Annotated in this window: 20 protein-coding genes; 11 read left to right on the forward strand and 9 right to left on the reverse strand. The window is 75.2% G+C overall.

Going from position 1 to position 23,022, the window contains the following annotated elements:
- Positions 1–53: 53 nt before the first annotated feature.
- Positions 54–896, forward strand: a complete 843-nt coding sequence (locus CLV52_RS06730) for a hypothetical protein (protein ID WP_133765467.1) — start codon at positions 54–56, stop codon at positions 894–896.
- Between the two features lie 20 nt (positions 897–916).
- On the opposite strand, the gene CLV52_RS06735 is transcribed toward CLV52_RS06730, so the two are convergent.
- Both CLV52_RS06735 and CLV52_RS06740 read right to left on the reverse strand, forming a co-directional pair.
- On the reverse strand, positions 917–1,732 hold the full coding sequence (locus CLV52_RS06735) for an alpha/beta fold hydrolase (RefSeq protein ID WP_133765468.1): 816 nt from the start codon (positions 1,730–1,732) through the stop codon (positions 917–919).
- The gene (locus tag CLV52_RS06740; protein ID WP_133765469.1) at positions 1,729–3,603 is read right to left on the reverse strand and encodes a phosphoenolpyruvate carboxykinase (GTP); all 1,875 of its coding nucleotides are present in this window, start codon (positions 3,601–3,603) and stop codon (positions 1,729–1,731) included. The genes CLV52_RS06735 and CLV52_RS06740 overlap by 4 nt, the downstream gene beginning before the upstream one ends.
- Positions 3,604–3,717: 114 nt before the next feature.
- Here CLV52_RS06740 and CLV52_RS06745 point away from each other — a divergent pair, with 114 nt between their 5' ends.
- Positions 3,718–5,142, forward strand: coding sequence for a helix-turn-helix domain-containing protein (locus tag CLV52_RS06745; RefSeq protein WP_133765470.1), 1,425 nt, complete (start codon positions 3,718–3,720; stop codon positions 5,140–5,142).
- Positions 5,143–5,181: 39 nt separating this feature from the next.
- On the opposite strand, the gene CLV52_RS18340 is transcribed toward CLV52_RS06745, so the two are convergent.
- Positions 5,182–5,325, reverse strand: coding sequence for a hypothetical protein (locus CLV52_RS18340; protein ID WP_162850735.1), 144 nt, complete (start codon positions 5,323–5,325; stop codon positions 5,182–5,184).
- A 375-nt stretch (positions 5,326–5,700) separates the two neighbouring features.
- Between CLV52_RS18340 and CLV52_RS06750 the strand changes: the two genes are divergently transcribed.
- Complete coding sequence (locus tag CLV52_RS06750) at positions 5,701–6,870, forward strand: hypothetical protein (RefSeq protein ID WP_211342619.1); 1,170 nt, start codon at positions 5,701–5,703, stop codon at positions 6,868–6,870.
- Positions 6,871–6,998: 128 nt separating this feature from the next.
- Here the strand turns inward: CLV52_RS06750 and CLV52_RS06755 are convergent, their stop codons facing one another.
- A complete protein-coding gene (locus CLV52_RS06755) occupies positions 6,999–7,571 on the reverse strand; it encodes a hypothetical protein (RefSeq protein WP_133765471.1) in 573 nt (190 codons plus the stop codon).
- 95 nt (positions 7,572–7,666) lie between these two features.
- On the opposite strand from CLV52_RS06755, the gene CLV52_RS06760 reads away from it, so the two are divergent.
- Together CLV52_RS06760 and CLV52_RS06765 are read left to right on the forward strand one after the other, a co-directional pair.
- Positions 7,667–8,710, forward strand: a complete 1,044-nt coding sequence (locus CLV52_RS06760) for a class I mannose-6-phosphate isomerase (RefSeq protein WP_246017992.1) — start codon at positions 7,667–7,669, stop codon at positions 8,708–8,710.
- Positions 8,707–9,729 carry a zinc-dependent alcohol dehydrogenase gene (locus CLV52_RS06765; RefSeq protein ID WP_133765472.1) on the forward strand — a complete coding sequence of 341 codons (1,023 nt, stop codon included), beginning with the start codon at positions 8,707–8,709 and terminating at the stop codon, positions 9,727–9,729. The genes CLV52_RS06760 and CLV52_RS06765 overlap by 4 nt, the downstream gene beginning before the upstream one ends.
- A 19-nt stretch (positions 9,730–9,748) precedes the next feature.
- On the opposite strand, the gene fgd is transcribed toward CLV52_RS06765, so the two are convergent.
- Entirely contained in the window at positions 9,749–10,771 is a 1,023-nt protein-coding gene (gene fgd, locus CLV52_RS06770) for a glucose-6-phosphate dehydrogenase (coenzyme-F420) (RefSeq protein ID WP_133765473.1), read from the reverse strand.
- Positions 10,772–10,870: 99 nt separating this feature from the next.
- Between fgd and cofG the strand changes: the two genes are divergently transcribed.
- Positions 10,871–13,282, forward strand: a complete 2,412-nt coding sequence (cofG, locus tag CLV52_RS06775) for a 7,8-didemethyl-8-hydroxy-5-deazariboflavin synthase CofG (RefSeq protein WP_133765474.1) — start codon at positions 10,871–10,873, stop codon at positions 13,280–13,282.
- Positions 13,279–14,715, forward strand: coding sequence for a flavin-containing monooxygenase (locus CLV52_RS06780; protein ID WP_133765475.1), 1,437 nt, complete (start codon positions 13,279–13,281; stop codon positions 14,713–14,715). Before cofG ends, CLV52_RS06780 begins: the two co-directional genes overlap by 4 nt.
- Before the next feature lie 9 nt (positions 14,716–14,724).
- Here CLV52_RS06780 and CLV52_RS06785 read toward each other — a convergent pair whose 3' ends face one another.
- Positions 14,725–15,549 (reverse strand): sugar phosphate isomerase/epimerase family protein, encoded by an 825-nt coding sequence (locus CLV52_RS06785; RefSeq protein WP_133765476.1) that lies wholly within the window; start codon positions 15,547–15,549, stop codon positions 14,725–14,727.
- A gap of 91 nt (positions 15,550–15,640) precedes the next feature.
- Between CLV52_RS06785 and CLV52_RS06790 the strand changes: the two genes are divergently transcribed.
- On the forward strand, positions 15,641–16,249 hold the full coding sequence (locus tag CLV52_RS06790; protein WP_133765477.1) for a TetR/AcrR family transcriptional regulator: 609 nt from the start codon (positions 15,641–15,643) through the stop codon (positions 16,247–16,249).
- Here the strand turns inward: CLV52_RS06790 and CLV52_RS06795 are convergent.
- A complete protein-coding gene (locus CLV52_RS06795; protein ID WP_133765478.1) occupies positions 16,246–16,911 on the reverse strand; it encodes an SDR family oxidoreductase in 666 nt (221 codons plus the stop codon). The two genes, CLV52_RS06790 and CLV52_RS06795, sit on opposite strands and share 4 nt — an antisense overlap.
- A 28-nt stretch (positions 16,912–16,939) precedes the next feature.
- Between CLV52_RS06795 and pdxY the strand changes: the two genes are divergently transcribed.
- Complete coding sequence (gene pdxY / locus CLV52_RS06800; protein ID WP_133765885.1) at positions 16,940–17,791, forward strand: pyridoxal kinase PdxY; 852 nt, start codon at positions 16,940–16,942, stop codon at positions 17,789–17,791.
- Positions 17,792–17,845: 54 nt separating this feature from the next.
- Positions 17,846–19,153 (forward strand): glycosyltransferase family 2 protein, encoded by a 1,308-nt coding sequence (locus CLV52_RS06805; protein WP_162850736.1) that lies wholly within the window; start codon positions 17,846–17,848, stop codon positions 19,151–19,153.
- Between the two features lie 7 nt (positions 19,154–19,160).
- On the opposite strand, the gene CLV52_RS06810 is transcribed toward CLV52_RS06805, so the two are convergent.
- Complete coding sequence (locus CLV52_RS06810) at positions 19,161–19,913, reverse strand: class I SAM-dependent methyltransferase (protein ID WP_133765480.1); 753 nt, start codon at positions 19,911–19,913, stop codon at positions 19,161–19,163.
- A 486-nt stretch (positions 19,914–20,399) separates the two neighbouring features.
- On the reverse strand, positions 20,400–21,440 hold the full coding sequence (locus tag CLV52_RS06820; RefSeq protein ID WP_133765481.1) for a LacI family DNA-binding transcriptional regulator: 1,041 nt from the start codon (positions 21,438–21,440) through the stop codon (positions 20,400–20,402).
- Between the two features lie 121 nt (positions 21,441–21,561).
- Here CLV52_RS06820 and CLV52_RS06825 point away from each other — a divergent pair, with 121 nt between their 5' ends.
- Positions 21,562–22,932 carry a glycoside hydrolase family 32 protein gene (locus CLV52_RS06825; protein WP_162850737.1) on the forward strand — a complete coding sequence of 457 codons (1,371 nt, stop codon included), beginning with the start codon at positions 21,562–21,564 and terminating at the stop codon, positions 22,930–22,932.
- Positions 22,933–23,022 lie beyond the last annotated feature (90 nt).

Here is a 23,022-nt window from a genome sequence, read left to right on the forward strand (position 1 = left end):
CGAGATCGCCGCGCGGCCCTCCCGCGGCGGTACCGTCGGCCGCAGGGGGCGTCATGCGGGGAGCGCGGTCGGTACTGATCGTCGTCGGCGTCGCGCTGACGGTGGGGCTCACAGCGTGCACGGCGCCGCGGACGACGATCGTCCACGACACGACGACCGTCACGGACTCGCCGACCGCGTCGGCCGTGCCGACCGAGACGTCCGGGCCCACGACCTCCCCAGTGCCGTCGGGCTCCGCGACCGCCGTGGCGGACGGCGGCACCGGGTGGCGGGGGGACACGCGGACCGCGGGCTGCAGCGACGACGCGGGAGCGCTGCCGAGCGGGGCCCGCTCCGTGCGGATCGGCGACGTCGACGGCGACGGGCAGCCCGACACGCTCGTGATCGACGACCGGAGGACGGAGGTCGGCGTCCTCACGCACTCCGGCCACCTCGCTATGTCGCGGACCCTGTGGGGCCCCGGCCCCGGTGCGCACTCCGTCGCGGCGTCCTACCTGTCCGACGGGATCACCGCCCTGCTGTCGGACGACAACCGGACGGTGTTCCTCGGGTACTTCGTCGACTGCCGCATCGTGCAGCCGAAGGGCGTCGACGGGCAGGTGTACCGCTTCGCGCTCTCCGGCTGGGGCGAGTACGGCGCGGTGTCCAACGCGGGGGTGCGGTGCACGGCCCCGCCGGACAGCGGTGGCCAGCACACGCTCTTCGGCGTCGACCTCGTCAAGGACCGCGCGCTGTTTCGCATCCGGACGACGGTCGTCTCCACCGCGGACCGCGGCGTGACGGCGGTCAACGGCCGCGTCTCGACCACGCCCGGCGCGTACGGCGCGGACGACTCGACGACGAAGCGGGCGAAGACCGTCGACTGTGCACCGAGGGTGACCGCGCCGTCCGAGTGAGCGACCGGACGGTCCGACCGCTACCCGGTCGGCTGCTCGAGGAACGCGAGGGCGCGCCCGCGGAACGGCCGCGAGGTCGGGGCGTTGAAGTGGTTGCGGCCGGGGATCTCGAAGAACTCGCCGTTCGGCGTACCGGCCGCGAGGCGCTGCGATCTCGGGAGGATCGCGTCCTCGCTGCCGGTGGCGAAGAGCACCGGCTGCCGGGGCGGCCGGGCCGGGTCCGGCTGGAGCCCGCCCTGCATGCCGGCGACGAGCGCGACGAGGGCTGCGAGGTCGTTCGTCGGGGTCCGCGCGGCCATCTCGATGTACGCGCGGGTGATCCGGTCCTCCACGGGAGCGCCGGAGCGGAGGTGCTCGAGCGCGTCGTCGACCCGGAACCGGGTCAGCGGCTGGCCGTCCGGGATGCCGCCGAGCACGGCGTGCGAGATGCGGCGGCCGAGGTCGAGGGCGGCGTGCCAGCCGACGCGGGCGCCGAGCGAGTAGCCGACGAGGGCGACCTCGTCGAGCAGGTAGGCGTCGAGCACCGCGACCACGTCCGCGACGAGGCGCTGCATCGAGTAGGCGCCCGCGTCGTGCGGCTTGTCGCTCGAGCCGTGGCCGCGCTGGTCGAGGGCGACGATCCGGTAGCCGGCGCGCACGAGCTCGCGGACCCATCCCGTGTCGAACCAGTTGACCTGGGCGGAGGAGGCGAAGCCGTGCACGGCGAGCACGACCGGCGCCCCCTCGTCGCCCACGTCGTACGTCGCGATCCGCACCGCGTCGGGCGCCATCACGAACTGCGGAGCGGGCGCCTCCCGGATCGACGCCGACAGCGGCGGCCGGACCGTCGCGGTCATCGGACGTACGAGCGCAGCTGCTGCTGCACGGTCCGCAGGCGGCGCTGGAGGGGCGCGGGCACGCGGCCCTCGAAGCGCTCGAAGAGGCCCTCGATCTCCCGGCACTCCCGCTGCCATCCCGCTGCGTCGACGGTGAGCAGCGTGCGCACCGCCTCGTCCGGCAGGTCGAGGCCGTCGAGGTCGAGGTCGTGGCGGAAGGGCAGGAGGCCGATGGGCGAGCGCACGGCGTCCGCCTCCCCGTCGAGGCGCCGCAGGATCCAGTCGAGCACGCGGATGTTGTCCCCGAAGCCCGGCCAGACGAAGCGCCCCGCCGCGTCCTTGCGGAACCAGTTCACGCGGAAGACGCGCGGGGCCCGCGGGCCCAGGCGCTCGCCCGTGTCGAGCCAGTGCTGCCAGTGGTCGGCCATGTCGTAGCCGCAGAAGGGCAGCATCGCGAACGGGTCGAACCGCAGCACGCCGACCGGGCCCTCCGCCGTCGCGGTCTGCTCGCTGGCGATCGTGGCGCCGAGGAAGACGCCGTCCGTCCAGTCGACGGCCTCGGACACGAGCGGCACGTTCTGCGCGCGACGGCCGCCGAAGACGATCGCGTCGATCGCGACGCCGTCGGGGGAGTCCCAGTCGTCCGCGATGGTCGGGCACTGGTCGGCCGGGACCGTGAAGCGGGCGTTCGGGTGCGCGGCCGGGGTGCCGGACCCGGGCGTCCAGTCCTCGCCGCGCCAGTCGACGAGGTGCGCGGGCGGCTCCGGCGTCATCCCCTCCCACCAGACGTCGCCGTCGTCGGTGAGCGCGACGTTCGTGAAGATCGTGTTCGCGCGCAGCATCGCCATCGCGGCGGGGTTCGTCGCCTGCCCGGTGCCGGGCGCGACGCCGAAGAACCCGGCCTCCGGGTTGATCGCGCGGAGCCGCCCGTCGGGGCCCGGACGCAGCCAGGCGATGTCGTCGCCGAGCGTCTCGACGGTCCAGCCCGGCCGGCTCGGCGTGAGCATCGCGAAGTTCGTCTTGCCGCACGCGGAGGGGAAGGCGGCCGCGAGATGCGCGCGGCGACCGGAGGGCGCCGTGACGCGCACGAGCAGCATGTGCTCGGCGAGCCAGCCCTCCTCCCGCCCCATCACGGACGCTATCCGGAGCGCGAAGCACTTCTTGGCGAGCAGCGCGTTGCCGCCGTAGCCCGAGCCGAACGACCAGATCTCCCGGGTCTCGGGGAAGTGCGTGATGAGCTTCACGGGGTTCGACGGCCACGGCACGTCCGGCACCGCCTCCCCGTGCTCGTCGACGAGCGGCATCCCGACCGTGTGCGCGGCGGGCACCCACGCGGTGTCCGGGCCGATCGCCGCGAGGGCGGCGGCGCCCATCCGCGTCATGATCCGGGTCGACAGCACGACGTAGGGGGAGTCCGTCACCTGCACGCCGACCTGCGAGATCGGGCCGCCGATGGGTCCCATCGAGAAGGGGACGACGTACATCGTCCGCCCCCGCATCGCCCCGGCGAACCGCGTGACGAGCTCCGCCCGCGTGGCCGCGGGCGCGCGCCAGTTGTTCGTGGGCCCTGCGTCGGCCGGTTCCTCGGAGCAGATGAACGTCCGGTCCTCGATGCGGGCGACGTCGTCCGGGTCGCTGCGCGCGAGGAACGAGTTCGGCCGCTTCGCCGGGTCGAGCGGGATGAGCGCCCCGGCCCGCACCATCTCGGCGGTGATCCGGTCGCGCTCGGCCTCGCTCCCGTCGCACCAGACGACGGCGTCCGGCTCGGTGAGTCCGGCCGTCCACGCCACCCACTCCTCGAGCGCCTGCCGCCCGGTGAAGAGGTCCGCGCTCCGCCGCCCGGCGCGGGCGTGCTCGGTCCTGCTCGTGGTCGTGGCCTGCACCAGCGTCATCGTGACTCCGTTTCGTGGAGGGAGGGCGTCCCCGACCACGATGCGCAGGCGGCCACTTGCCCTCAACCGGGATCGTGTTGAAGGATTCGACGGATTTCACAGAAGGAGAAGACCATGGACGTCCTGCTGGTCGGTCGCCACCTCCGAGCCCGTCGTCGCGCCGTCGGCTGGACGCTCGAGGAGCTGGGCGCGAAGGTCGGGATGGCGCCGAGCCAGCTGTCGATGTTCGAGAACGGGCGCCGCGAGCCGCGCCTCTCCCAGCTCGACGCGCTCGCCGACGCCCTCGGGCTCGCGGTGGCGGACCTGCTCGTGCCGGACGCGCCCGACGCACGGACCGCGATGGAGCTCGAGCTCGACCGCTACCAGCGGCAGCCGCTCTACGCGGAGCTGCACCTGCCGACCGTGCCGCCGACGCGCGCGCTGCCGCAGCCGGTGCTCGAGTCGCTGGTCGGGCTGCACCGCGAGCTGCGGCGCCGGGCGGAGCAGGCGATCGCCACGCCGGAGGAGGCGCGGCGCGCGAACACCGAGCTGCGGCTGTGGCTGCGCTCGCGGGACAACCACCTGCCCGAGTTCGAGCAGGCGGCCGCCGACCTGCTGGCCGTCGTCGACCACCGGACCGGCGCGCTGAAGCACCACGACGTGGGGCGGATGGCGAAGCACCTCGGCTTCTCCCTCATCCACGTGAACGACCTGCCGCACTCGACGCGGTCGGTGATCGACCTCGAGAACGGGCGGATCTACCTGCCGCCCGCCTCGATCCCAGGCGGCCACGGCCTCCGGGCGCTCGCCCTGCAGGCGATGGCGCACCGGGTGCTCGGGCACACCGAGCCGCGCGACTACGCCGAGTTCCTCCGGCAGCGGCTGGAGATCAACTACTTCGCCGCCGCGTGCCTGATGCCGCAGGAGGCGAGCGTCGCCTTCCTGCGGGCGGCGAAGGACCGGCGGGATCTGGCGATCGAGGACTTCCGCGACGCGTTCGGCGTCACGCACGAGGCGGCGGCGCTGCGCCTGATGAACCTGGCGACCGTCCACCTCGGCCTGCCCGTGCACTTCCTGCGCGTCCGCGACGACGGCGCGATCCAGAAGGCCTACGAGAACGACGGCCTGCCGCTGCCGGCGGACGTCTCCGGCTCCGTCGAGGGGCAGCTCGTCCACCCGGCCTGGGCGGCGCGAGCGGCGTTCGAGCGCACCAACCGGACGACGGAGTTCTACCAGTTCACCGACACCCCGGCCGGGACCTACTGGTGCTCGACGCAGACCGGGACGTCGGCGACCGAGGAGTTCTCGATCACCGTCGGCGTGCGGTTCGCGGACTCGAAGTGGTTCCGCGGGGCGGACACGGCGGGCCGCGCCGACGCCCGCGTCTCCGGAGCGCCGCGGAGCGCGGAGGAGGCGGCCCTCGTCGAGCACTGGCGGGGGAAGGCCTGGCCGAGCGCCCGCCTGCACGCCCACGTGCTGGCGCCGCTGCCCGCCGGCACCTTCCCCGGCGTGGACGACGAGGAGGTGTACCGCTTCCTCGAGGTCCACGCCTCCCGCTGACGGCCGACCGACCGCCCGGCCGTCGCGGCGGATGCGCGCTCAGGCGCGCCGCATCGTGACGCCGCAGTAGCGGCAGCTCCAGTAGAGGTGGCGGCCGAGCCCGGCCGGGTGCAGCGCGACCGCGCACTCGGGGCAGGGCGGCTGCGCCTCGGTCGCGGGCGTCGTGATGGTCGTCGTCGACATCGGTCTTCCTCTCCTCGGGGGACGTGGCTCGATGCTGACCCGCCCCGGAGGCGCTCGGAACGAACGGGATGGAAGAAGTTCCTCGCTTCTTCACGAGCGAGCAAGGACCGTCGCCTCTGGCGGCGCCGGCCACCGAGTGCTCGCCGGTGCTCCCGAGGGCGGTCGCAGACCGGACTTCGACGCGCCGATTTGCGCAACGGTTGTCTGTCGAAAACCGCTTGCCGGGTCGTCGGGACGGACGTAGCCTGCGGGCGTTGGTCCCCGGACCGGGGTTCCGCACAGGGGAGTGCGGGAACGCCGGGGCCTCGATGAGGAGGCAGACCCATGCATGATCACCGCGTGTCCGGATCCGGACCGTCGGACTTGCGCAATTCGATGGTCTCGCGCCGGATGTTCGTCGGCGCCGGAGCGGCGGTGGCCGCCGGCGCGGCCTTCGGCGGAGCCGGTCCGGCGTTCGCCGAGGCGAGCGCGAAGCCGAAGCCGAAGCCGACCGCCGTCGCACCGTTCGGACCCGTGCTCGTGACCTCGGCGGACGTGAACGGCTCCTACGCCCGCGCCGTGCGGCTCACGTCGGGGGCGGCGGGCAGGTCGCAGTCGATGCTCGCGACCTACCAGAGCTTCGGCCCCTCCGGCTTCCCGCTGTTCCGGACGGACGACGGCGGCCACACCTGGAAGCCGTGGAGCACGATCCCGATCGCGGGGTTCGCGCTGCAGCCCTACCTGTACGAGCTCCCGTCGGCGATCGGCGGTCTGCGGAAGGGCGCGCTGCTCTTCGCCTGCAACCTCTTCGGCTCGTCGAGCACGACCATCCAGCTGTACGCGAGCACCGACGTCGGCCTCACCTGGAAGCTCCTCAGCACCGTGGCCACCGGGGGCCGCGCGGACACGACGAACGGCGCCACCCCGGTCTGGGAGCCCTTCCTGCTGCTGCATCGGGGGAGGCTCATCTGCTACTACTCCGACCAGCGCGACCCGAAGTACGGGCAGAAGCTCGCCCACCAGACGAGCCGCGACCTCCGCACCTGGGGGCCCGTCGTGAACGACGCGACGGGCACCGCGTACGCCGAGCGCCCGGGCATGACGACGGTCGCGCGGCTCCGCGGCGACCGCTGGATCATGACGTACGAGTTCGGCGAGCCGGACGACCCGGCGAACCCGAACCAGGACGAGTACTCGTACCACGTGCACTACCGGATCGCGAAGGACCCGGAGTCGTTCCGGTTCGCGAAGGACACGCCGCTGCTCGACCAGCAGGGCGGGGCGCCGAACGGAGCGCCGGTCGTCTCCTGGGCCGACGACGGCACGCGCGACGGCGTCATCCTCGTGACGGGCAACGACGACCAGGACTTCTTCGTCAACCGGTCGCTCGGCGACCCGAAGCGGTGGACCCGGCTCTCGACGCCCATCCCGGCCGGCTACAGCCGGCAGAGCATCCCGCTCGACGGGCCGGGGGCGCCGCGGAACCGCGGGCTCGTGTTCGTGATCACGGGTGCCCAGTACGGCGAGTCCGCGCCGATCGAGGCGGGGGTGATCTCGGTCCGCTGACGTGCGCCCGGGCCGGCGACCTCGACCGCCGGCCCGGGCGGCGCGGTCGTCGTCATCGGGCTCGCCCGCCCGGTGGCGGCGCCTCGTGCTCTGGCGCTCCGCGATCGTCTGGACGAAGCCGCGCGGCGTCAGCGGGTCGCCGGGGCGAGCTCCAGGCGCACCGGGAAGGTGAACCCCTCGCTCCCACCGGCGAATCGCGCGTCGACCGAGAACCGGCCGGTGACCGCGTAGTCGCGGTCGAAGGCCGAGGCCACCACGCCACGGCCGGGCAGCTGCACCGGGGCACCGCTGTTGAACTGGCTCAGCACGCCGACCGCCGGTCCCTCGTCGCTGCGGCGCACGCCGTCGTCATGACCGGCCGCCGGCCAGCGCTGCTCGAGCGTCGCGGCGAGGCGGACCGGACGCGTCCGATCGCATCGTCCTGCGGAGACGGCGTAGCCCGCGGCGGTCATGGTCGGATCGATCAGCCGTACGTCGGTCCAGTGCGTGAGCGGGCCGGTGCCGGCCCGGGTACCGACGGCGGTGCCGCGCACCGTCGCGTCCACGCAGACCCCCGCTTCCGCCGAGACGAAGGTCCGCTGACCGGCGTAGGCGTGCCGCACGTGCTCCGCAGGCCCAGCCGACAGCACGCCCGCCGTCACCGCGACGGCGCCCGCCACGAGGACGGCGCCGCCGATCACGAGGACGCGACGTCGGGGCACGGCCTCACCGTAGGGGCGGCGGGCGCCGCACCACCAGGACCGCTCTCGCGACGCGCTTCGGGTGCAGCGAGGCGAGCACGCGGGCCGAGCGGAGCATGATGCACCTCGTGATCACCGGCGATTCGCAGGGCCTCGTGCCGATCGTGCTCGGACCGAACACGCCGGCGGAGCGGCCCTACCGCGGCGGCAGGGGCATCGCCGAGCTGCGGGGCGTGGAGCTGCCCGACGACCGGCGCCCGGAGGACTTCGTCGCATCGACCACCGAGGTCGCGGGCGGCCACGGCGTGGGGCTGACCGTGCTGCCCGACGGTCGGCTGCTCCGCGACGCCGTCGAGGCCGATCCGGTCGGCTGGCTCGGGCCGGACCACGTCGCGCGGTTCGGCGCGGACACGGGGCTGCTCGTCAAGCTCCTCGACACCGCCGAGCGGTTGTTCGTCCACGTCCATCCGGACGACGAGTTCGCCGCGGCGCGGCTCGGCGCGAGGAGCGGCAAGACGGAGGCGTGGATCATCACGGCCGTCGACGGGGAGGGGGCGATCTGGCTCGGCTTCGAGCGGCCCGTCGACCCGGACGAGGTCGAGCGCTGGTACGACGACCAGGACGTCGACGCGATGCTCCGCGCGATGCGCCGCTTCACGGTCGCGCCGGGCGACACCGTTCTCGTGCCGGCCGGCCTCCCGCACGCGATCGGGGCCGGCATCACGCTGGTCGAGCTGCAGCAGCCCGTCGACCTCTCGATCCTCATCGAGCGGCGCGGGCTCGACGAGCGGACCGCGCTCCTCGGGCTGCCGAAGCGGACCGCGCTCGCGGCGCTCCGCACCGCCGCGCTGGCGGACGAGGAGCTCGTCGACCTCCGGTCCCGCCGCGCCGCCGAGGGCGCGACCGTGCCGTTCCCGCCGGCGGCGGACCGGTTCTTCCGGGCGGAGGTCGTGGACGTGCGCGGCGACCGGATGCTCGACGCGGGCTTCGCCGTCCTGGTCGTGCTCGAGGGCGACGGGCGGCTCGTGACCGGCGGAGCGGCGGTGCCCGTGCGGCGCGGCACCACGGTCGTCGTGCCCCACGGGGCGGGAGCGGTGCGCGTGGAGGGCGACCTCCGCCTGGTGCGCGCCCGGCCGCCGGTGGCGGAGGCCGCGCGATGAGGGCGTTCGTCATCACCGGGCCGTTCGAGGCCGGGGTGCAGGAGGTCGAGCCGCCCGTCGCGGCGCCGGGCGAGGTCGTGGTCGACGTGCGCCGGGCCGGCGTGTGCGGCACGGACGTCGAGTTCTGGACGGGGGAGATGCAGTACCTCCACGACGGGCACGCGGTCTTCCCGATGCGGATCGGCCACGAGTGGGCCGGCGCCGTCTCCGCCGTCGGCGAGGGCGTCGACCGGTCGTGGCTCGGCCGGCGGGTCACCGGCGACACGATGCTCGGCTGCGGCCGGTGCCGCCGCTGCCTCGACGGTCGGCAGCACGTCTGCGCGGACCGCACGGAGCTCGGCATCCGCGGCGGCCGGCCCGGTGCGCTCGCCGAGCAGGTCGCCGTGCCCGCGCGGTTCCTCCATCCGCTGCCGGACGAGGTCGACGACGTGCAGGGGGCGCTCGTCGAGCCCGGCGGCAACGCGCTGCGCGCCGTCCGCGGCGCCGACCTGCGCCCCGGCGACCCCGTCCTCGTGCTCGGACCCGGCACGATCGGCCTGCTGGTCGCGATGTTCGCGCGAGCGAGCGGCGCCTCCGTGCACCTGCTGGGCCGCACGGAGCGCTCGCTCGCCTTCGCCCGCACGCTCGGCTTCGACGGCGTGTGGACGGAGGACGACCTCCCGGACCTGCCGTGGCGCGCGGTCGTCGACGCGACGGACGCGCCCGCGATGCCGGCGCGCGCGGTCGACCTCGTGGAGCCGGGCGGCCGCGTCGTGTGCATCGGCCTCGCCGGCAGCCCGAGCGTCGTGGACACGCGGCTGGTCGCGCTGAAGGACGTCACCGTGGTCGGGGTGCTGAGCGCCTCCGGCGGCCTCGAGGGCGCGATCGCCGCCTACGCGTCCGGCGAGGTGGATCCGCGGCCGCTCGTGGGCGCCGTGGTGGGACTCGACCGGATGGCGGACGTGTTCGGGGGCGAGCGGCCCGCCGGGGCCCGGCTCGGCCCGAAGACGCACGTCGAGATCGGCGGCGCCCGCCCGTAGGAGACCCGCCGGCCGCGCCTCAGCGGGCGCGGAGGCGCGGCGCCAGGTCCCGCTCGAACAGCTCGAGGAACCGGCGCTGGTCCTGGCCCGGCGCGTGGAACACGAGGTGGTTCAGCCCGGCGTCGACGTAGGCGCCGATCCGCTCGACGACCTCGTCCGGGTCGGAGCCGATGATCCAGCGGCTCGCGATCTGCTCGATCGGCAGGGCGTCGGCGGCGCGCTCCATCTCGACCGGGTCGGTGATGTCGTGCTTCTGCTCCTTCGACAGGGCGAGGGGCGACCAGAAGCGCGTGTTCTCGAGCGCGACGTCCGGATCGGTGTCGTAGGAGAGCTTGATCTCGATCGTCCGGTCGATGGACTCCGGATCGCGGCCCGCCTTCGTCGCCCCCTCCGCGACCGCCGGCAGCAGCTCGTCGGTGTAGAGCCCCATGCCCTTGCCCGAGGTGCAGATGAAGCCGTCGCCCGCCCGGCCCGCGTAGCGCGCGACGACCGGGCCGCCCGCGGCGACGTAGACGGGGATCGGCTGCTCGGGCACGTCGTAGATCGACGCGTCCTCCGTGCCGTAGTACTCGCCCTCGAAGGTGACGCGGTCGCCCGTCCAGAGCGCGCGGATGAGGTCCACGGACTCGCGGAGCCGCGCGAACCGCTCCTTGAACGCCGGCCATGCGTCGGCGCCGCCCGGCACCGCGCCGGTCGCGACCTCGTTCAGCGCCTCGCCGGTGCCGACGCCGAGGAAGACCCGGCCGGGCGCGAGGCACCCGATCGTCGCGAACGCCTGCGCGATCACGGCCGGGTTGTACCGGAAGCTCGGCGTGAGCACGGAGGTCCCGATCCGGATGGTGGAGGTCCGCTCCGCGACCGCGGCCATCCACGCGATCGAGAACGGCGCGTGACCGCCGGTGTGCCGCCACGGCTGGAAGTGGTCGCTCGTGGCGACGCTCTCCATCCCGTGCGCCTCGGCGGCGACCGCGATCTCGACGAGCTCCCGCGGGCCGAACTGCTCGGCGGAGGCCTTGTACCCGAGGACGAGCGGCTGGCTCATGCGTGCTCCGATCCGTGTCGAGGAGCCTCCAGTCTCGTCCGCCCTCGGCGGGAGCCTGCTGCGCGCGGGCGCGCAGCGAAGCCGGACCAGACTGGACGGATGCGGTCCGTCGCCCCCGAGCCCGAGATCCCGGTCGCCGACGTCCGGGCCGCCCTCCGCGCGGCCGAGCGCGGCGAGCGCCTCGACGCGGCGACGGCGACACCGCTGCTGGCGGCCCGCGGCACGGAGCTCGACGCGCTCCTGGGCCTCGCCTCCGCGACCCGGGACGCCGGTGCGGCGCTCCGCGGCGGGGACACCGGCCGGGTCGTCACCTACTCGCGCAAGGTCTTCATCCCGCTCACCACGCTGTGCCGGGACCGCTGCCACTACTGCACCTTCGTGGACACCCCGCACGGCCTGCTGCGCCGCGGGCAGGCCGCGTACCTGGAGCCGGAGGAGGTCCTCGCGATCGCCCGCGAGGGCGCCGCGGCCGGCTGCCACGAGGCGCTGTTCACCCTCGGCGACCGGCCGGAGGCGCGCTGGAGCGTCGCCGCCGAGTGGCTCGCCGAGCGCGGCTACACCTCGACGCTCGACTACCTGGCCGCGATGGCCCGCCTCGTGCTCGACGAGACGGGCCTCCTGCCGCACCTCAACCCCGGCGTGCTGACCTGGGCCGAGCTGCAGCGCCTCCGCCCCGTCGCGCCGTCCATGGGGATGATGCTCGAGACGACGTCCGTGCCGCTCTGGGCGCAGCGCGGCGGGGCGCACTTCGGTTCGCCGGACAAGGACCCGGCGCTCCGGCTGCAGGTGCTCGAGGACGCGGGTCGCAGCCGGGTGCCGTTCACGACGGGCGTGCTGCTCGGCATCGGCGAGACCCTCCGCGACGCCGCCGACTCCCTGGTCGCGATCCGCGCGAGCCACGAGCGCTGGGGGCACGTGCAGGAGACGATCGTCCAGAACTTCCGCGCGAAGCCGCGCACGGCGATGCAGGGCGCGCCGGACCTCGCGACGGACCGCTACATCGCCGCCGTCGCGACGGCGCGCCTCGTGCTCGGACCCGCCGCTCACCTCCAGGCGCCGCCGAACCTCACCGACCCGGCCGAGCTCGGCCTGCTCGTCCGCGCCGGCATCGACGATTGGGGCGGCGTCAGCCCCGTCACGCCCGACCACGTCAACCCGGAGCGGCCCTGGCCGCACCTCGACGACCTCGCCCGGCTCACCGCGGCGAGCGGGTTCGCGCTGCGGGGACGCCTCACCGCGCACCCGCGCTGGCTCGGCGACGAGTGGATCGACGACGGGCTCCGCGACGCGGTCGACGCGCTCGCGGCGCCGGACGGCCTCGCCGCCGACGAGCCCGTCGTGGTCCGCGCGGCCGCCCCGGCGCCGCGGCGCTTCGAGCACCTCGTGGACGCCGCCGAGGCGGACCCCGCGTCGCTCGTGGACGCGGATTGGGCGGCCCTGCTCGACGCCGACGGCGACGACCTCGCGGCGCTCGCCGCGGCGGCGGACCGCGTCCGCGCCGCGACGACCGGGGACGTGCTCACGTTCGTCGCGAACCGGAACCTCGACGGCGCGCACTGGGATCCGCGGAGCGAGCGCGGCGGGCTCGATCACGACGCGGTCGCGGCGCTCGCCGCCGAGGCGTGGGCAGCGGGCGCCACGGAGGTCTGCGTGCAGGGGCCGCTCCACCCCTCCCTGCCGGGCGACGCGGCGGTCGACCTCGTGCGCGCGCTGCGCGCCGGCGCCCCGCGCATCCACGTCCACGCGTTCCGGCCGGCGGAGGTGCTCGACGCGGCCGCACGGCTCGGCGAGACGCCGACCGTCCTGCTCGAGCGGCTCCGCGACGCCGGACTCGGCAGCGTGCCCGGCACCGCCGCCCGCGTCCTCGACGACCGGGTCCGGGCAGCGCTGTCCGGCGGCACCGACCTGCCCGCGGCCGAGTGGGAGCGCGCGATCCGCACCGCCCACGCGGTCGGCCTCCGCTCGACGGCGACGATCGTGTACGGCCACCTCGAGACGCCCGCGCAGGTGGTCGCGCACCTCCGGCGCCTCGCCGCGATCCAGGACGATACCGGCGGCTTCACCGAGCTGATCGCGATGCCGTTCGTCCCCGCGGACTCGCCGGTCGGCCTGCCGGCGGGCGCCCGGCCGGGGCCGACGCGGCGCGAGACCCGCGCCGTGCACGCCGTCGCGCGACTCCTGCTGCGCGGTCGCATCGACCACGTGCAGGCGGCCTGGCCGAAGCTCGGGCTCGCCGGGGCGCGCGAGGTGCTCGCCGGGGGAGCGGACGACCTCGGCGGCCTCCTGCTGCCCGGTGCCGCGCACCCGGATGCGGGCGCCGAGGCGGGGCGCACGATCACCCCGGACGACGTCGACGCGATCGCCGGCGCGCTCGGCCGCACCGTCGTGCAGCGCACGACCGGCTACGGCGTCGCGGACCCCGAGCGCGCGGCCGCCGTCCGCGCACCGCGGGGCCCCGTCGTGCCGCTCGCCGGCTCGGGCGCCCGCGCCCTGCTGCCGGTGGTCGCGTGACCGAGCACGTCGGTGTCTGCGTCGTCGGCGCCGGGATCGCCGGTCTCGGCCTGGCGCTGCGCCTCGCGGCGGAGGGCCGCGACGACGTGGTCGTGCTCGAGCGGCGAGGCGGCGTCGGCGGCACCTGGCACGACAACGTGTACCCGGGGGCGGCCTGCGACATCCCCGCGCACCTCTACTCGTACTCGTTCGCGGCGAACGCGGACTGGAGCACGCGGTTCCCGGAGGGCGGGGAGATCCGCCGGTACTTGGAGGCGGTCGCCGCGCCGATCATCGACCGCGTCCGACTCGGCACCGCGGTCGTCGGGGCCCGGTGGGACGCGGGCGCGGCGCGCTGGGAGGTCCGCACCGACCGCGGCGACCTCACCGCCGACCTGCTCGTGCTCGCCGTCGGCCGGCTCGCGGAGCCGCGGATCCCGGAGGTGCCGGGCCTGGCCGCGTTCCCCGGACCGGTCCTGCACACCGCCCGCTGGTCACCGGACCTCGTGCTCGCCGGCCGTCGGGTCGCGGTCGTCGGCAGCGGCGCCTCCTCGGTCCAGCTCGTCCCGCGCCTCGTCGAGGCGGGCGCGGACGTGACCGTCCTCCAGCGGAGCGCGCCCTGGGTCCTGCCCCGCGGCGACCGCGCCTACAGCCCCGCCGAGCGGGCGCGGTTCGCCGCCGACGACGCCCATCGCGCCGCGCACCGGGCGGACCTGCTCGCCGCGCAGGAGGACGGGTTCGCCGCGCGACGGCTCGGGTCGCCCGAGCTCGTGGCGCTGCGGTCGGCCGCGCTCGCGCATCTCGCCGAGCAGGTGCCCGACGGGGAGCTGCGCGCCGCCCTCACGCCGTCGGCGGAGATCGGCTGCAAGCGCATCACGCTGAGCGACGACTTCTACCCGGCGCTCGCCGCGGGCCGAGCCCGCCTCGAGCCGTCGGCGCTCGTCGCCGTGGACGGCTCGGCCGCCGTCGCGGCGTCGGGCCGCCGCGTGGCGGACCTCGACGCGATCGTGCTCGCGACCGGCTTCGTGACGGAGCGGCCGCCGATCGCGGCGGCCGTCCACGGCACCGCCGGCACCCTCGCGGACGCGTGGCGGGACGGCATGCGCGCCTACGCGTCGGTCGCGGTGCCCGGGTTCCCGAACCTGTTCGTGCTCGACGGGCCGAACGCGGCGCTCAGCCACAACTCGGCGTTCCTCGTGATCGAGGCGCAGATCGACCACGTGCTCGGCGCCGCAGCCCATGTGCGCCGTGGCCGCGTGGTGGAGGTCGCCGCGGCCGCGGAGGCGGCGTACACGGCGCGCGTGGCCGAGCTGTCGGTCGGGATGGTGTGGTCCGGCTGCGACAGCTGGTACCGCGACGCCGCCTCGGGCCGGCTCACCGTGCTCTGGCCGGGGACCGCCGAGTCGTTTTGCGCCGCGAACGGCGCATTCGACCCGGCGGCCTACGCGGCCTGAGCGGCCGGCTCAGCGGACGAAGCCGCCCTCCGTCAGGAAGGCGTAGGACGCCGCGACGTCCTCGAACACGTCGCCGGGCGCGTGGTCGTACTCGATCACCGCGTACTGCAGCGCGGTCGCCGCGCGGAGCGCGTCGGCGAGCGGGACGTCGCCCTCGCCGGCGCGGCGCTGATCGAGGGAGTCCGAGCCGAAGGCCGGGGCGCCGGGCGCGAACGGGTTGCTGTCGGGCGCGACGCCGTCCTTCACGTGCTGCGCGACGAGCCGGTCGCCGAGCGACGCCGTCAGCGCGACGGGGTCCTGCCCGCCGGTGAGTGCCCAGAAGAGGTCGAGCTCGAGCGCGACGCGGTCGTCGGTCAGCTCGACGAAGCGCTCGTAGGCCGTCCTCCCGTCGAACGATGCGATGAACTCCTGCGCGTGGTTGTGGTACCCGACCGTCAGGCCGAAGCCCGCGGCGACCTCCGCCGCCGCGTTCATGCGGTCCGCGAGGTCCTGGACGCCGTCCTCCGTGAGCCAGCGCTCGACCGGGACGAAGGGGTCGATGACCGTCGTCATGCCGATCGTGGCGGCCGCCTCGAAGACGACCTCCGGCTTCGGCGTCGGGATGGAGCCGTCCGGCGTCCAGAGCGTGTCGGAGAGCAGCGGCGCGTGGCCGGTCGGGGAGGCGAGGCCGGCGGCGTCGAGCGCGGCGCGGATCTCCCTCGGGCGGCGGACGAAGTCGAACGCCTCGACGTTCTTCAGGCCGATCGCGGCGAGTCGCTCGAGCGACCCCTGCATGTCGGCGGCGAACAGGTCGGCCAGGGTGTACAGCTGCACGGAGGCTACGGGGAGTGCCACGTCGTCCTTCTTCGTCACGTCGTCGTGCCGGGGTCCCGGCCCGTGCTGCGACGCTACAGGAAAACCTCCACCCGGAGGTATGTTCCTCCGCATGACCGATCCGACGCCGGAGGGGACGCGCCCGCGCGGCTCCTACGCCAAGGGCGTCGCACGGCGGCAGGAGATCCTCGACGCCGCGATCGACGTGTTCGCGAAGCGCGGCGCGGAGCGCACCAGCCTCCGCGCGATCGCCGAGCAGGTCGGCGTGACGCACGCCGCGCTCATCCACCACTTCGGCTCGCTCGAGCGGCTGCTCGTCGAGGTCTACCGCGAGTCGGCCCGACGGCTGGAGGAGGAGGAGCCGACGCCCGGCGGCGTCTCGCCGGTCGAGTCGATGCGGCTGTCGGCGCAGCGGAACCGGCGGGTGCCGGGCATGGTGCAGCTCTACACGACGCTCGTCGCGGCGGCGCTCGAGAGCGACCGCCCCGCCGCCACCGCCTTCGCGACGGATCGGTTCGCCGCCGTCCGTGCGCGGCTCGCGGCGCAGGTGCGCGCCGGGCAGGCCGCCGGGGACCTCCGGTCCGACCTCGACCCCGAGCAGGTCGCGGCGCTCGTCGTCGCCGCCTCGGACGGGCTGCAGACCCAGTGGCTGCTCGACCCCTCGGTCGACCAGGTCGGCGCCCTCGCGCTGCTCGACCGGCTGCTCGCGCCCCCGGCCTAGAACCGCGCGGAGAACGCCCCGTCGGCCTGCAGCAGCTGGCCGGAGATCCAGCGCCCCTCCGGTGAGACGAGGAACGCGACGACCTCCCCGATGTCGCGCGGCGTCCCGAGGCGCCCCATCGGCGTGCGGTCGACGAGCGCCCGCTCCACCTCCGGGGTGATCCAGCCCGTGTCGATCGGGCCCGGGTTCAGCACGTTCGCGCTGATGCCTCGCGGGCCGAGCTCCCGCGCGGCCGAGATGACGGTGCGGTCCAGCGCGCCCTTCGAGGCGCCGTACGGGAGGTTGCCGGTGGTCGCGTCGCTCGTCAGCGCGACGATCGCGCCGCCCTCCGGCGGCGCCTGCCGTGCGAACGCGGCGATCAGCAGCAGGCTCGCACGGGCGTTCACCGCGACGTGGCGGTCGAAGCTCTCCGCCGTCGTGTCGAGGATCCCCGTCTCGACGTCGTGCGCATGGCTGAGGACCAGCGCCGAGATCGGCCCGCGCTCCGCCTCGACGCGCGGCACCAGCGCGGCGGCCGCCTCCGGGTCCGACAGGTCGCAGAGCACGTCGCCGTCGTGGAGGTCGCTGGTGACGACCTCCCAGCCGCCCGCGACGAGCCGGGGCACGATGCCCGCGGCGATGCTGTTCGCCCGCGCGGCACCGGTGATCAACGCGATCGGCATGCCCGCACGCTACGGGAGGATCGTCGCCGTGCGCCTGCTGTCCGTCCAGTCCGAGGTCGCCTACGGCCACGTCGGCAACTCGGCCGCCGTGTTCCCGCTGCAGCGCCTCGGGGTCGAGGTGGTCGCGGTGCCGACCGTGCTGTTCTCGAACCACACCGGCTACGGCTCCTGGCGGGGCCTGCGGCTCGCGCCCGAGCAGGTCGCGGATGTGCTGCTCGGCGTGGAGGAGCGCGGGGCCTTCGCCGACCTCGACGTCGTGCTGTCGGGGTACCTCGGCGACGCGGGCACGGCGCTGGTCGTCGCGGACGCGGTCCGGCGGGTCAAGGCCGCCAGCCCGGGCGCGGTCTACGCCTGCGATCCGGTCATGGGCAACGCCGCCGCCGGCCTGTTCGTCGCGCCCGCGATCCCCGAGCTGCTGCGGGCGGAGGTCGTCCCGCTCGCGGACCTGATCACCCCGAACGCCTTCGAGCTCGGCCTCCTCACCGGGACCGAGCCGACCACGCTGCCCGAGCTGCTCGACGCCGCCGACCTGGCGCGGGCGCTCGGGCCCTCGACGGTCCTCGTCACGAGCGTCGCCCGCGCGGAGGGCGACCCCGAGACGGTCGAGATGCTCGCGGTGGATGCGGCGGGCGCGTGGCTGGTCGGCACGCCGCGCCTGCCGCGCTCCTTCGGTGGCACGGGCGACGTCACGGCGGCGCTGTTCACGGCGCACCTCCGGACCTCCGGCGACGCGGCCGGCGCCCTGGCCCGCACCGCGTCGAGCGTCTTCGACCTGATCGAGCTGACCGTCCGCGCCGGCGATGGCGAGCTGCGGATCGTCGACGCGCAGGAGCGCTACGGGCGGCCGCGCCTGCAGTTCGCCGTCCGCCGCGTGCGGTGATGCGCGCACGGTCGGTTCCGCTCCGAACCCGAGCCGACTAGCGTGCGACGCACCATGGTCGCCGTCAGCGTCGTCATCGCTTCGCGGGACCCCGGTCCCGCCCTCGTCGGTCTGGTGCGGTCGCTCGACGCGCAGACCCTGCCCGCCGCGGAGTTCGAGGTCGTCGTGGCCGACGACTCGACGGACGGCAGCGCGGGACGTCTGCTGGAGCTGGAGGGACGCCGCTCGAACGTCGTCGTGGTGGCCGCGGCGCCCGACGCCGACCGCCTCGCGCTCGCGCGACGGCACGCGAGCGGCGACCACGTGCTCGAGCTCGACCAGGACCTGCGACTCGCGCCGCGCGCGCTCGAGCTGCTGCTCGACCGGGCCCGCGAGTCCGGCGTCGCCGTCGTCCGCGGGCGCGTCGCCGGCGGCCGGGGACGCAGGATCGCGCTCGTCCGCGCGGGCGCCGAGACGTCGGAGGTCGTCGACCTCGACTCGGGCTACGCGTGCGCCCTGCAGGACGTCGAGCCCGTGCCGGTGCCGGACGGCGTCGCGATCACCGCTGCGACGATCCGCTGGGAGTCCGGGCTGCTCCGCGTCGACGCCGGCGTCACCGGCCACGGCGGGGAGGCCCGGCTCCTCGTCGCGAACGACGTCGTCGAGCTCGAGGTGCCCGCGACGCTCGGCGACGGCACGGCGTCCGCCGCGCTTGACCTGCGCACGGCGGAGGCCGGGCGACCGCTCGGTGACGGCGTCTGGAGCCTCCGCCTGCGGCTCAGCACGCCCGCGGGCCTGGTCGATCTGCCGCTCCCGTCCGGCCGGCGGGTCGCCGCGGTGATCGACGGCCGCCCCTCCGTCGTGCGGGCGGGGGAGTCCGGCGCCGAGGTCGATGCCGGTGCGACCGCAACGCCGGTCGCCGGGGCCGCGCCCCGGGAGACGGCGACCGTGGTGGAGTCGGCACGGGGCATCCTCCTGACCCTCGACCAGCCGGCGCTCCACGTGCACGGCGACGGGGAGCTCGACGCCCGGCTGCTGCTCGACTCCTTCGCGCTCCGCGCCCGGCTCGTGTGCCGGGACGGCTCGGCGCGCGTCGAGGCGCTCGCCAGCTCGCTCGCGGGCGTCAGCCGCATCGCGCTCGGCGTCGGCGGCGGCAAGCCGGTGCAGACCGGCCTCCGCCTGCGCGTCGACGGGGTCGGTGCGATGACCGTCGAGGCCGTGCCGCCGTCGAAGCCGAAGGCGCCGCCCGCGGCGCCCGCCGGACCGCCGCGGCTCGTGCAGCGAATCCGGAGGCGGGCGCCCGAGCCGCTCGAGCCGGTCGTGCGGCGGCTGTCGCGGGTGCCGGTGCTGCGTCGCGCCTACCGGTCGCTGATGGCGCGCTGAGCCGGGCTCACACCTCCGCCGTCTCGAACGCCGGACCGAGCGTGCGGGCGACCGTCTCGCGCACCCGATCGCGGAGGCCGTCGCCGTCCGCGTCCGCCGCCCTGAGCACCTCGAGCAGGTCGCTCTCGAGCAGGCGCTCGGGTGGCAGCACCGTCAGCCGGTCGAGCAGGTGCGTCGGCACCGGCTGCGGATCCGGCCGCCGGAAGCGCGCGAGGAGGTCGTCGAACCGGTCCGCGAGCACGGTGCTCGTCGGGTCGAGCGCCGTCACGAGCAGCAGGCCGGTCGGCCGCGTGCCGACGGGGATCACGACGAGGTCGGGGCGCAGCTCCGCCAGCACCTCGAGCATTCCGTAGACGTCGCCGGTCCAGCCGTTCGTGTGCCGCTCGCGCGCGGCCTCGTCGATCGACCGCGGCAGCACGTCGTCGAAGACGATCAGACCGCGGGAGGACGCGTGCTGCTCCGCGTGGATGAAGTCGCGCAGCGCGAACTCGAACAGGTGCAGGCCGTCGATGAACGCGAGGTCGAACGGCCGGCCGCCCGTCGGCGCGAGCGGCTCGGGGCGGGCGAAGTACTCGTCGCTCGTGGTCCGGAACAGGGCGACGTCCGCGTCGAGCTCCGCGGTGATCGCGAACGCCGGGTCGATGGCGACCGACCGGCAGTGCGACTGCGCGAGGCTCCCGCCGTCGCGCACGCCGATCTCGAGGTACGCCCGCGGCGCGAGGCGTCGGTGCAGCTCGGCGAGGAAGGCGTAGTAGAACACGGGGTCACGATGCCCGCTCCGACCGCGTCAGTCCAGCGCGAGCCCGGGGGGCAGAGGTCGCCCTCGTGCTCCTCGCCGGTGTCGAAGAAGCGGTCGAGGTAGGCCTTCGGCGGCAGGTCGCTGTCCCGCATCAGTGAGAACACCTCCGCGCCCTGGACGCCGGGGTCGTCGTCGAGCAGGTGCGCCTGCGCCAGCCCCGTGTAGGCCGTCGGCGGCAGGCCTGCCGCGTACTCGGCCGCCTCGGCCTCCGCGAGCTCGATCGCGTGCCCGAAGTCGCGGGCCCGCCAGAGCGTGACCCGCTCCTCGTAGAGGCCGCCGGCGTGCTGGAACACGCACCGCACCCCGAACCACCGGGGGAGGGCGTCGGGCCGATCGGTGTCCATGGCGGCAGCGTCGCGGATCCCGCACGCCTCCGTCGGGCGGCCACCTCCGGACCACGGGCGTGATCGTGCAGATCGGGCGTCGATGGACGCCCAATCTGCGAGATCACGCCCTGGGGGTCGGCGCAGCGACCGACTCGCGGGGGACGAGGCGGCAGGGGATCAGGCGTCGCTCGGCGGCCGTGTCGCCGCGGGTCAGCAGGCGGCCCGCCTCGACGCCGATCTCGCGGAACGGGATCGCGACTGTGGTGAGCCGGGGCGTGAGCTCGTCCGCGAAGTCCGCCTGGTCGTCGTAGCCGACGAGGCTCACGTCGTCGGGGACCCGGAGGCCGAGTTCGCCGAGCGCGAGGAGCGCGCCGAGCGCCATCCGGTCGTTGCCGCAGACGATCGCGGTCGGTCGCATGCGCGGCACCCACTCGCGAGCGAGCCGGTAGCCGGACCGGATCGCGTAGTCCCCGAAGGCGATCGGCACGCGCTCGGGGTCGAGCCCGGCCTCCTTCGCGGCATCCTTGAAGCCGGCGACCCGCTCGACCGTCGCCCACTCGCCGTCCGTGCCGGCGAGCACGAGGAGGTCGCGGTGCCCCGCGGCCAGGACGGCCCGTGCCGCATCCCTGCCGCCGGACCGCTCGTCGGGGAGGAGCACCGCGGCGGCGCGGTCGTCCTCCGGCCAGCAGTTCGCGAACACCTGCGCCGGTACCGACACGGCGCCGGCCCGCACGGGGCCGGTGGCGGGTCGCGCGTAGACGACGTCCGTGATCCCGCGGTCGAGGAGCATCTGCGTCGCCCGGGCGTCGTCCTCGTCCTCCGGCGCCGCCTCCACGATCATGCACGCGCGGTCCGCCTCTCGGGCGGCCTCCTGCAGCCCGGCGGGGATCGCGCCGGCGAACGGGGCGGAGGCGATTCCGTCCGCGACGATGCCGATCGCGCTCGACCGGGCGAGCCGGAGGTCCTGGGCCGCGCGATTGAGTCGGAACCCCAGCCGATCCGCCGCGAGCAGGACGCGCTGCCGGGTCGCCGCCGCGACGGGGATGTCCTTGCGGTCGTTGAGCACGAAGGAGACCGTCGACTGCGAGACGCCTGCCGCCTGGGCGACGTCGTGCATCGTCGGGCGGCGCGAGCGGGACGCGCCGCGGTCGTCCGCAGCCATGGTCCACCTTCCCACCGTCAGCCGCTCAATACCTATTGACCAGTTCGGGGACGACCTGGTTCGATCGTCCGCGGACGGCGTCGGACGCCCGCCCAGCCCGCTCAGAGAGGAGCCCGACGCGATGCCGGACGCCGCCCCGATCGACACCGACCACCACCGGCCGCGATTCCACATCCGTCCCGCGACGGGCTTCGTCAACGATCCGAACGGGCCCGTCCTCATCGACGGCGTCGCGCACCTGTACTTCCAGTTCCGCGCCCCGATGCACCACCCGGGCGCGCAGGTGCTGTGGGGCCACGCGACGAGCGAGGACCTCGTGCGCTGGACGCTGCACCGGCCCGCGATCTCGCCGCACCCCGTCCTCGGCGATCGCGAGGGCGCGTGGTCCGGCAACACCGTGGTGCGGGAGGACGGCGCGGTCGTCGCCTTCTACTCCGGGTACCGCCACGAGCACCCGTTCCAGTCCGTGCAGGCCGCGGTCTCGACGGATGGCGGCTTCTCGTTCGGTGAGCCCCGCCAGGTCGTCGCGGACCCGGCGCCGGAGGAGGGCGTGCGGCAGCTGCGCGACCCGTTCGTCTGGCGCGAGGACGGCACCTGGCGGATGGTCGTCGGCGCCGGGGACGAGCGGCGGGTCGGCTCGACGCGCCTCTACCGGTCCGAGGACCTCGAGACGTGGACGTTCGAGGGCCTGCGCGCCTCCGCGGTCCGCGGCGCGATCGCCGAGGTCGACACGGGCGACATGTGGGAGTGCCCGCAGCTCGTCCGCCTCGACGGCGAGGACGTGCTGCTCATCGCCTCCTGGAGCGAGGAGGTCGGGATCGGTCAGGTGCTCTCCGTGCGCGGCCTCGAGCGGCGGGGTGCGAGCGACGAGGAGCTCGTCGTGCGCCGCCTCGACGCGGGCTCGAACTTCTACGCCTCGTCCGCGATGCGCGAGAGCCCGCACGGCGCGCTCGTCTGGGGCTGGGTCACGGAGGGGCGGACGGACGCCGCCGCCGAGACGGCCGGCTGGTCCGGGACGATCTCCCTCCCGCGGGTCGTGCGGCTGGGCCCGGACGGGTCGGTGCTGAGCGCGCCGGTGCCGGCCGTCGACTCGCTGCGGCAGGAGGAGCTGTCGGGCACCTCCGGGACCGAGGTCGGCGCCCAGCTCGAGGTCCTCGTCGCCCTGCCGGACGGCGTCGCGTCCGCCCGCGCGGTGCTCGCCTTCTCGGCGGACGAGCGGCTCGTGATCGAGCTCGACCGCGACGCCGGCGAGGTGCGGATCGACCGCTCCGAGGCGAGTGTGCTCGAGGGCTCGCACGGCGGCGTCACGCGCATCTCCGCAGCGTTCGGCGATACGGCCGAGGTGCGCCTGTTCCTCGACGGATCGGTGGTCGAGACCTTCACGAGCGGTGGCCGCGTGGCGACGACCCGGGTCTACCCGGCCGCGCCGCCGCCGTGGCGGCTCGAGCACGACGGCACGGCGGACGTCCGCCTCTGGCGCCTCGGGGTCTGACCGCGATCCCGGCGCCCAGAGGTCGGGGTTGCCACTTCGGACACCTTCTTCGACCGGAAACGTGTCCGAAGTGGCAACCCCTACTGAGGA

This window comes from Amnibacterium kyonggiense (assembly GCF_004364555.1).
GTDB classification, from domain to species: domain Bacteria; phylum Actinomycetota; class Actinomycetes; order Actinomycetales; family Microbacteriaceae; genus Amnibacterium; species Amnibacterium kyonggiense.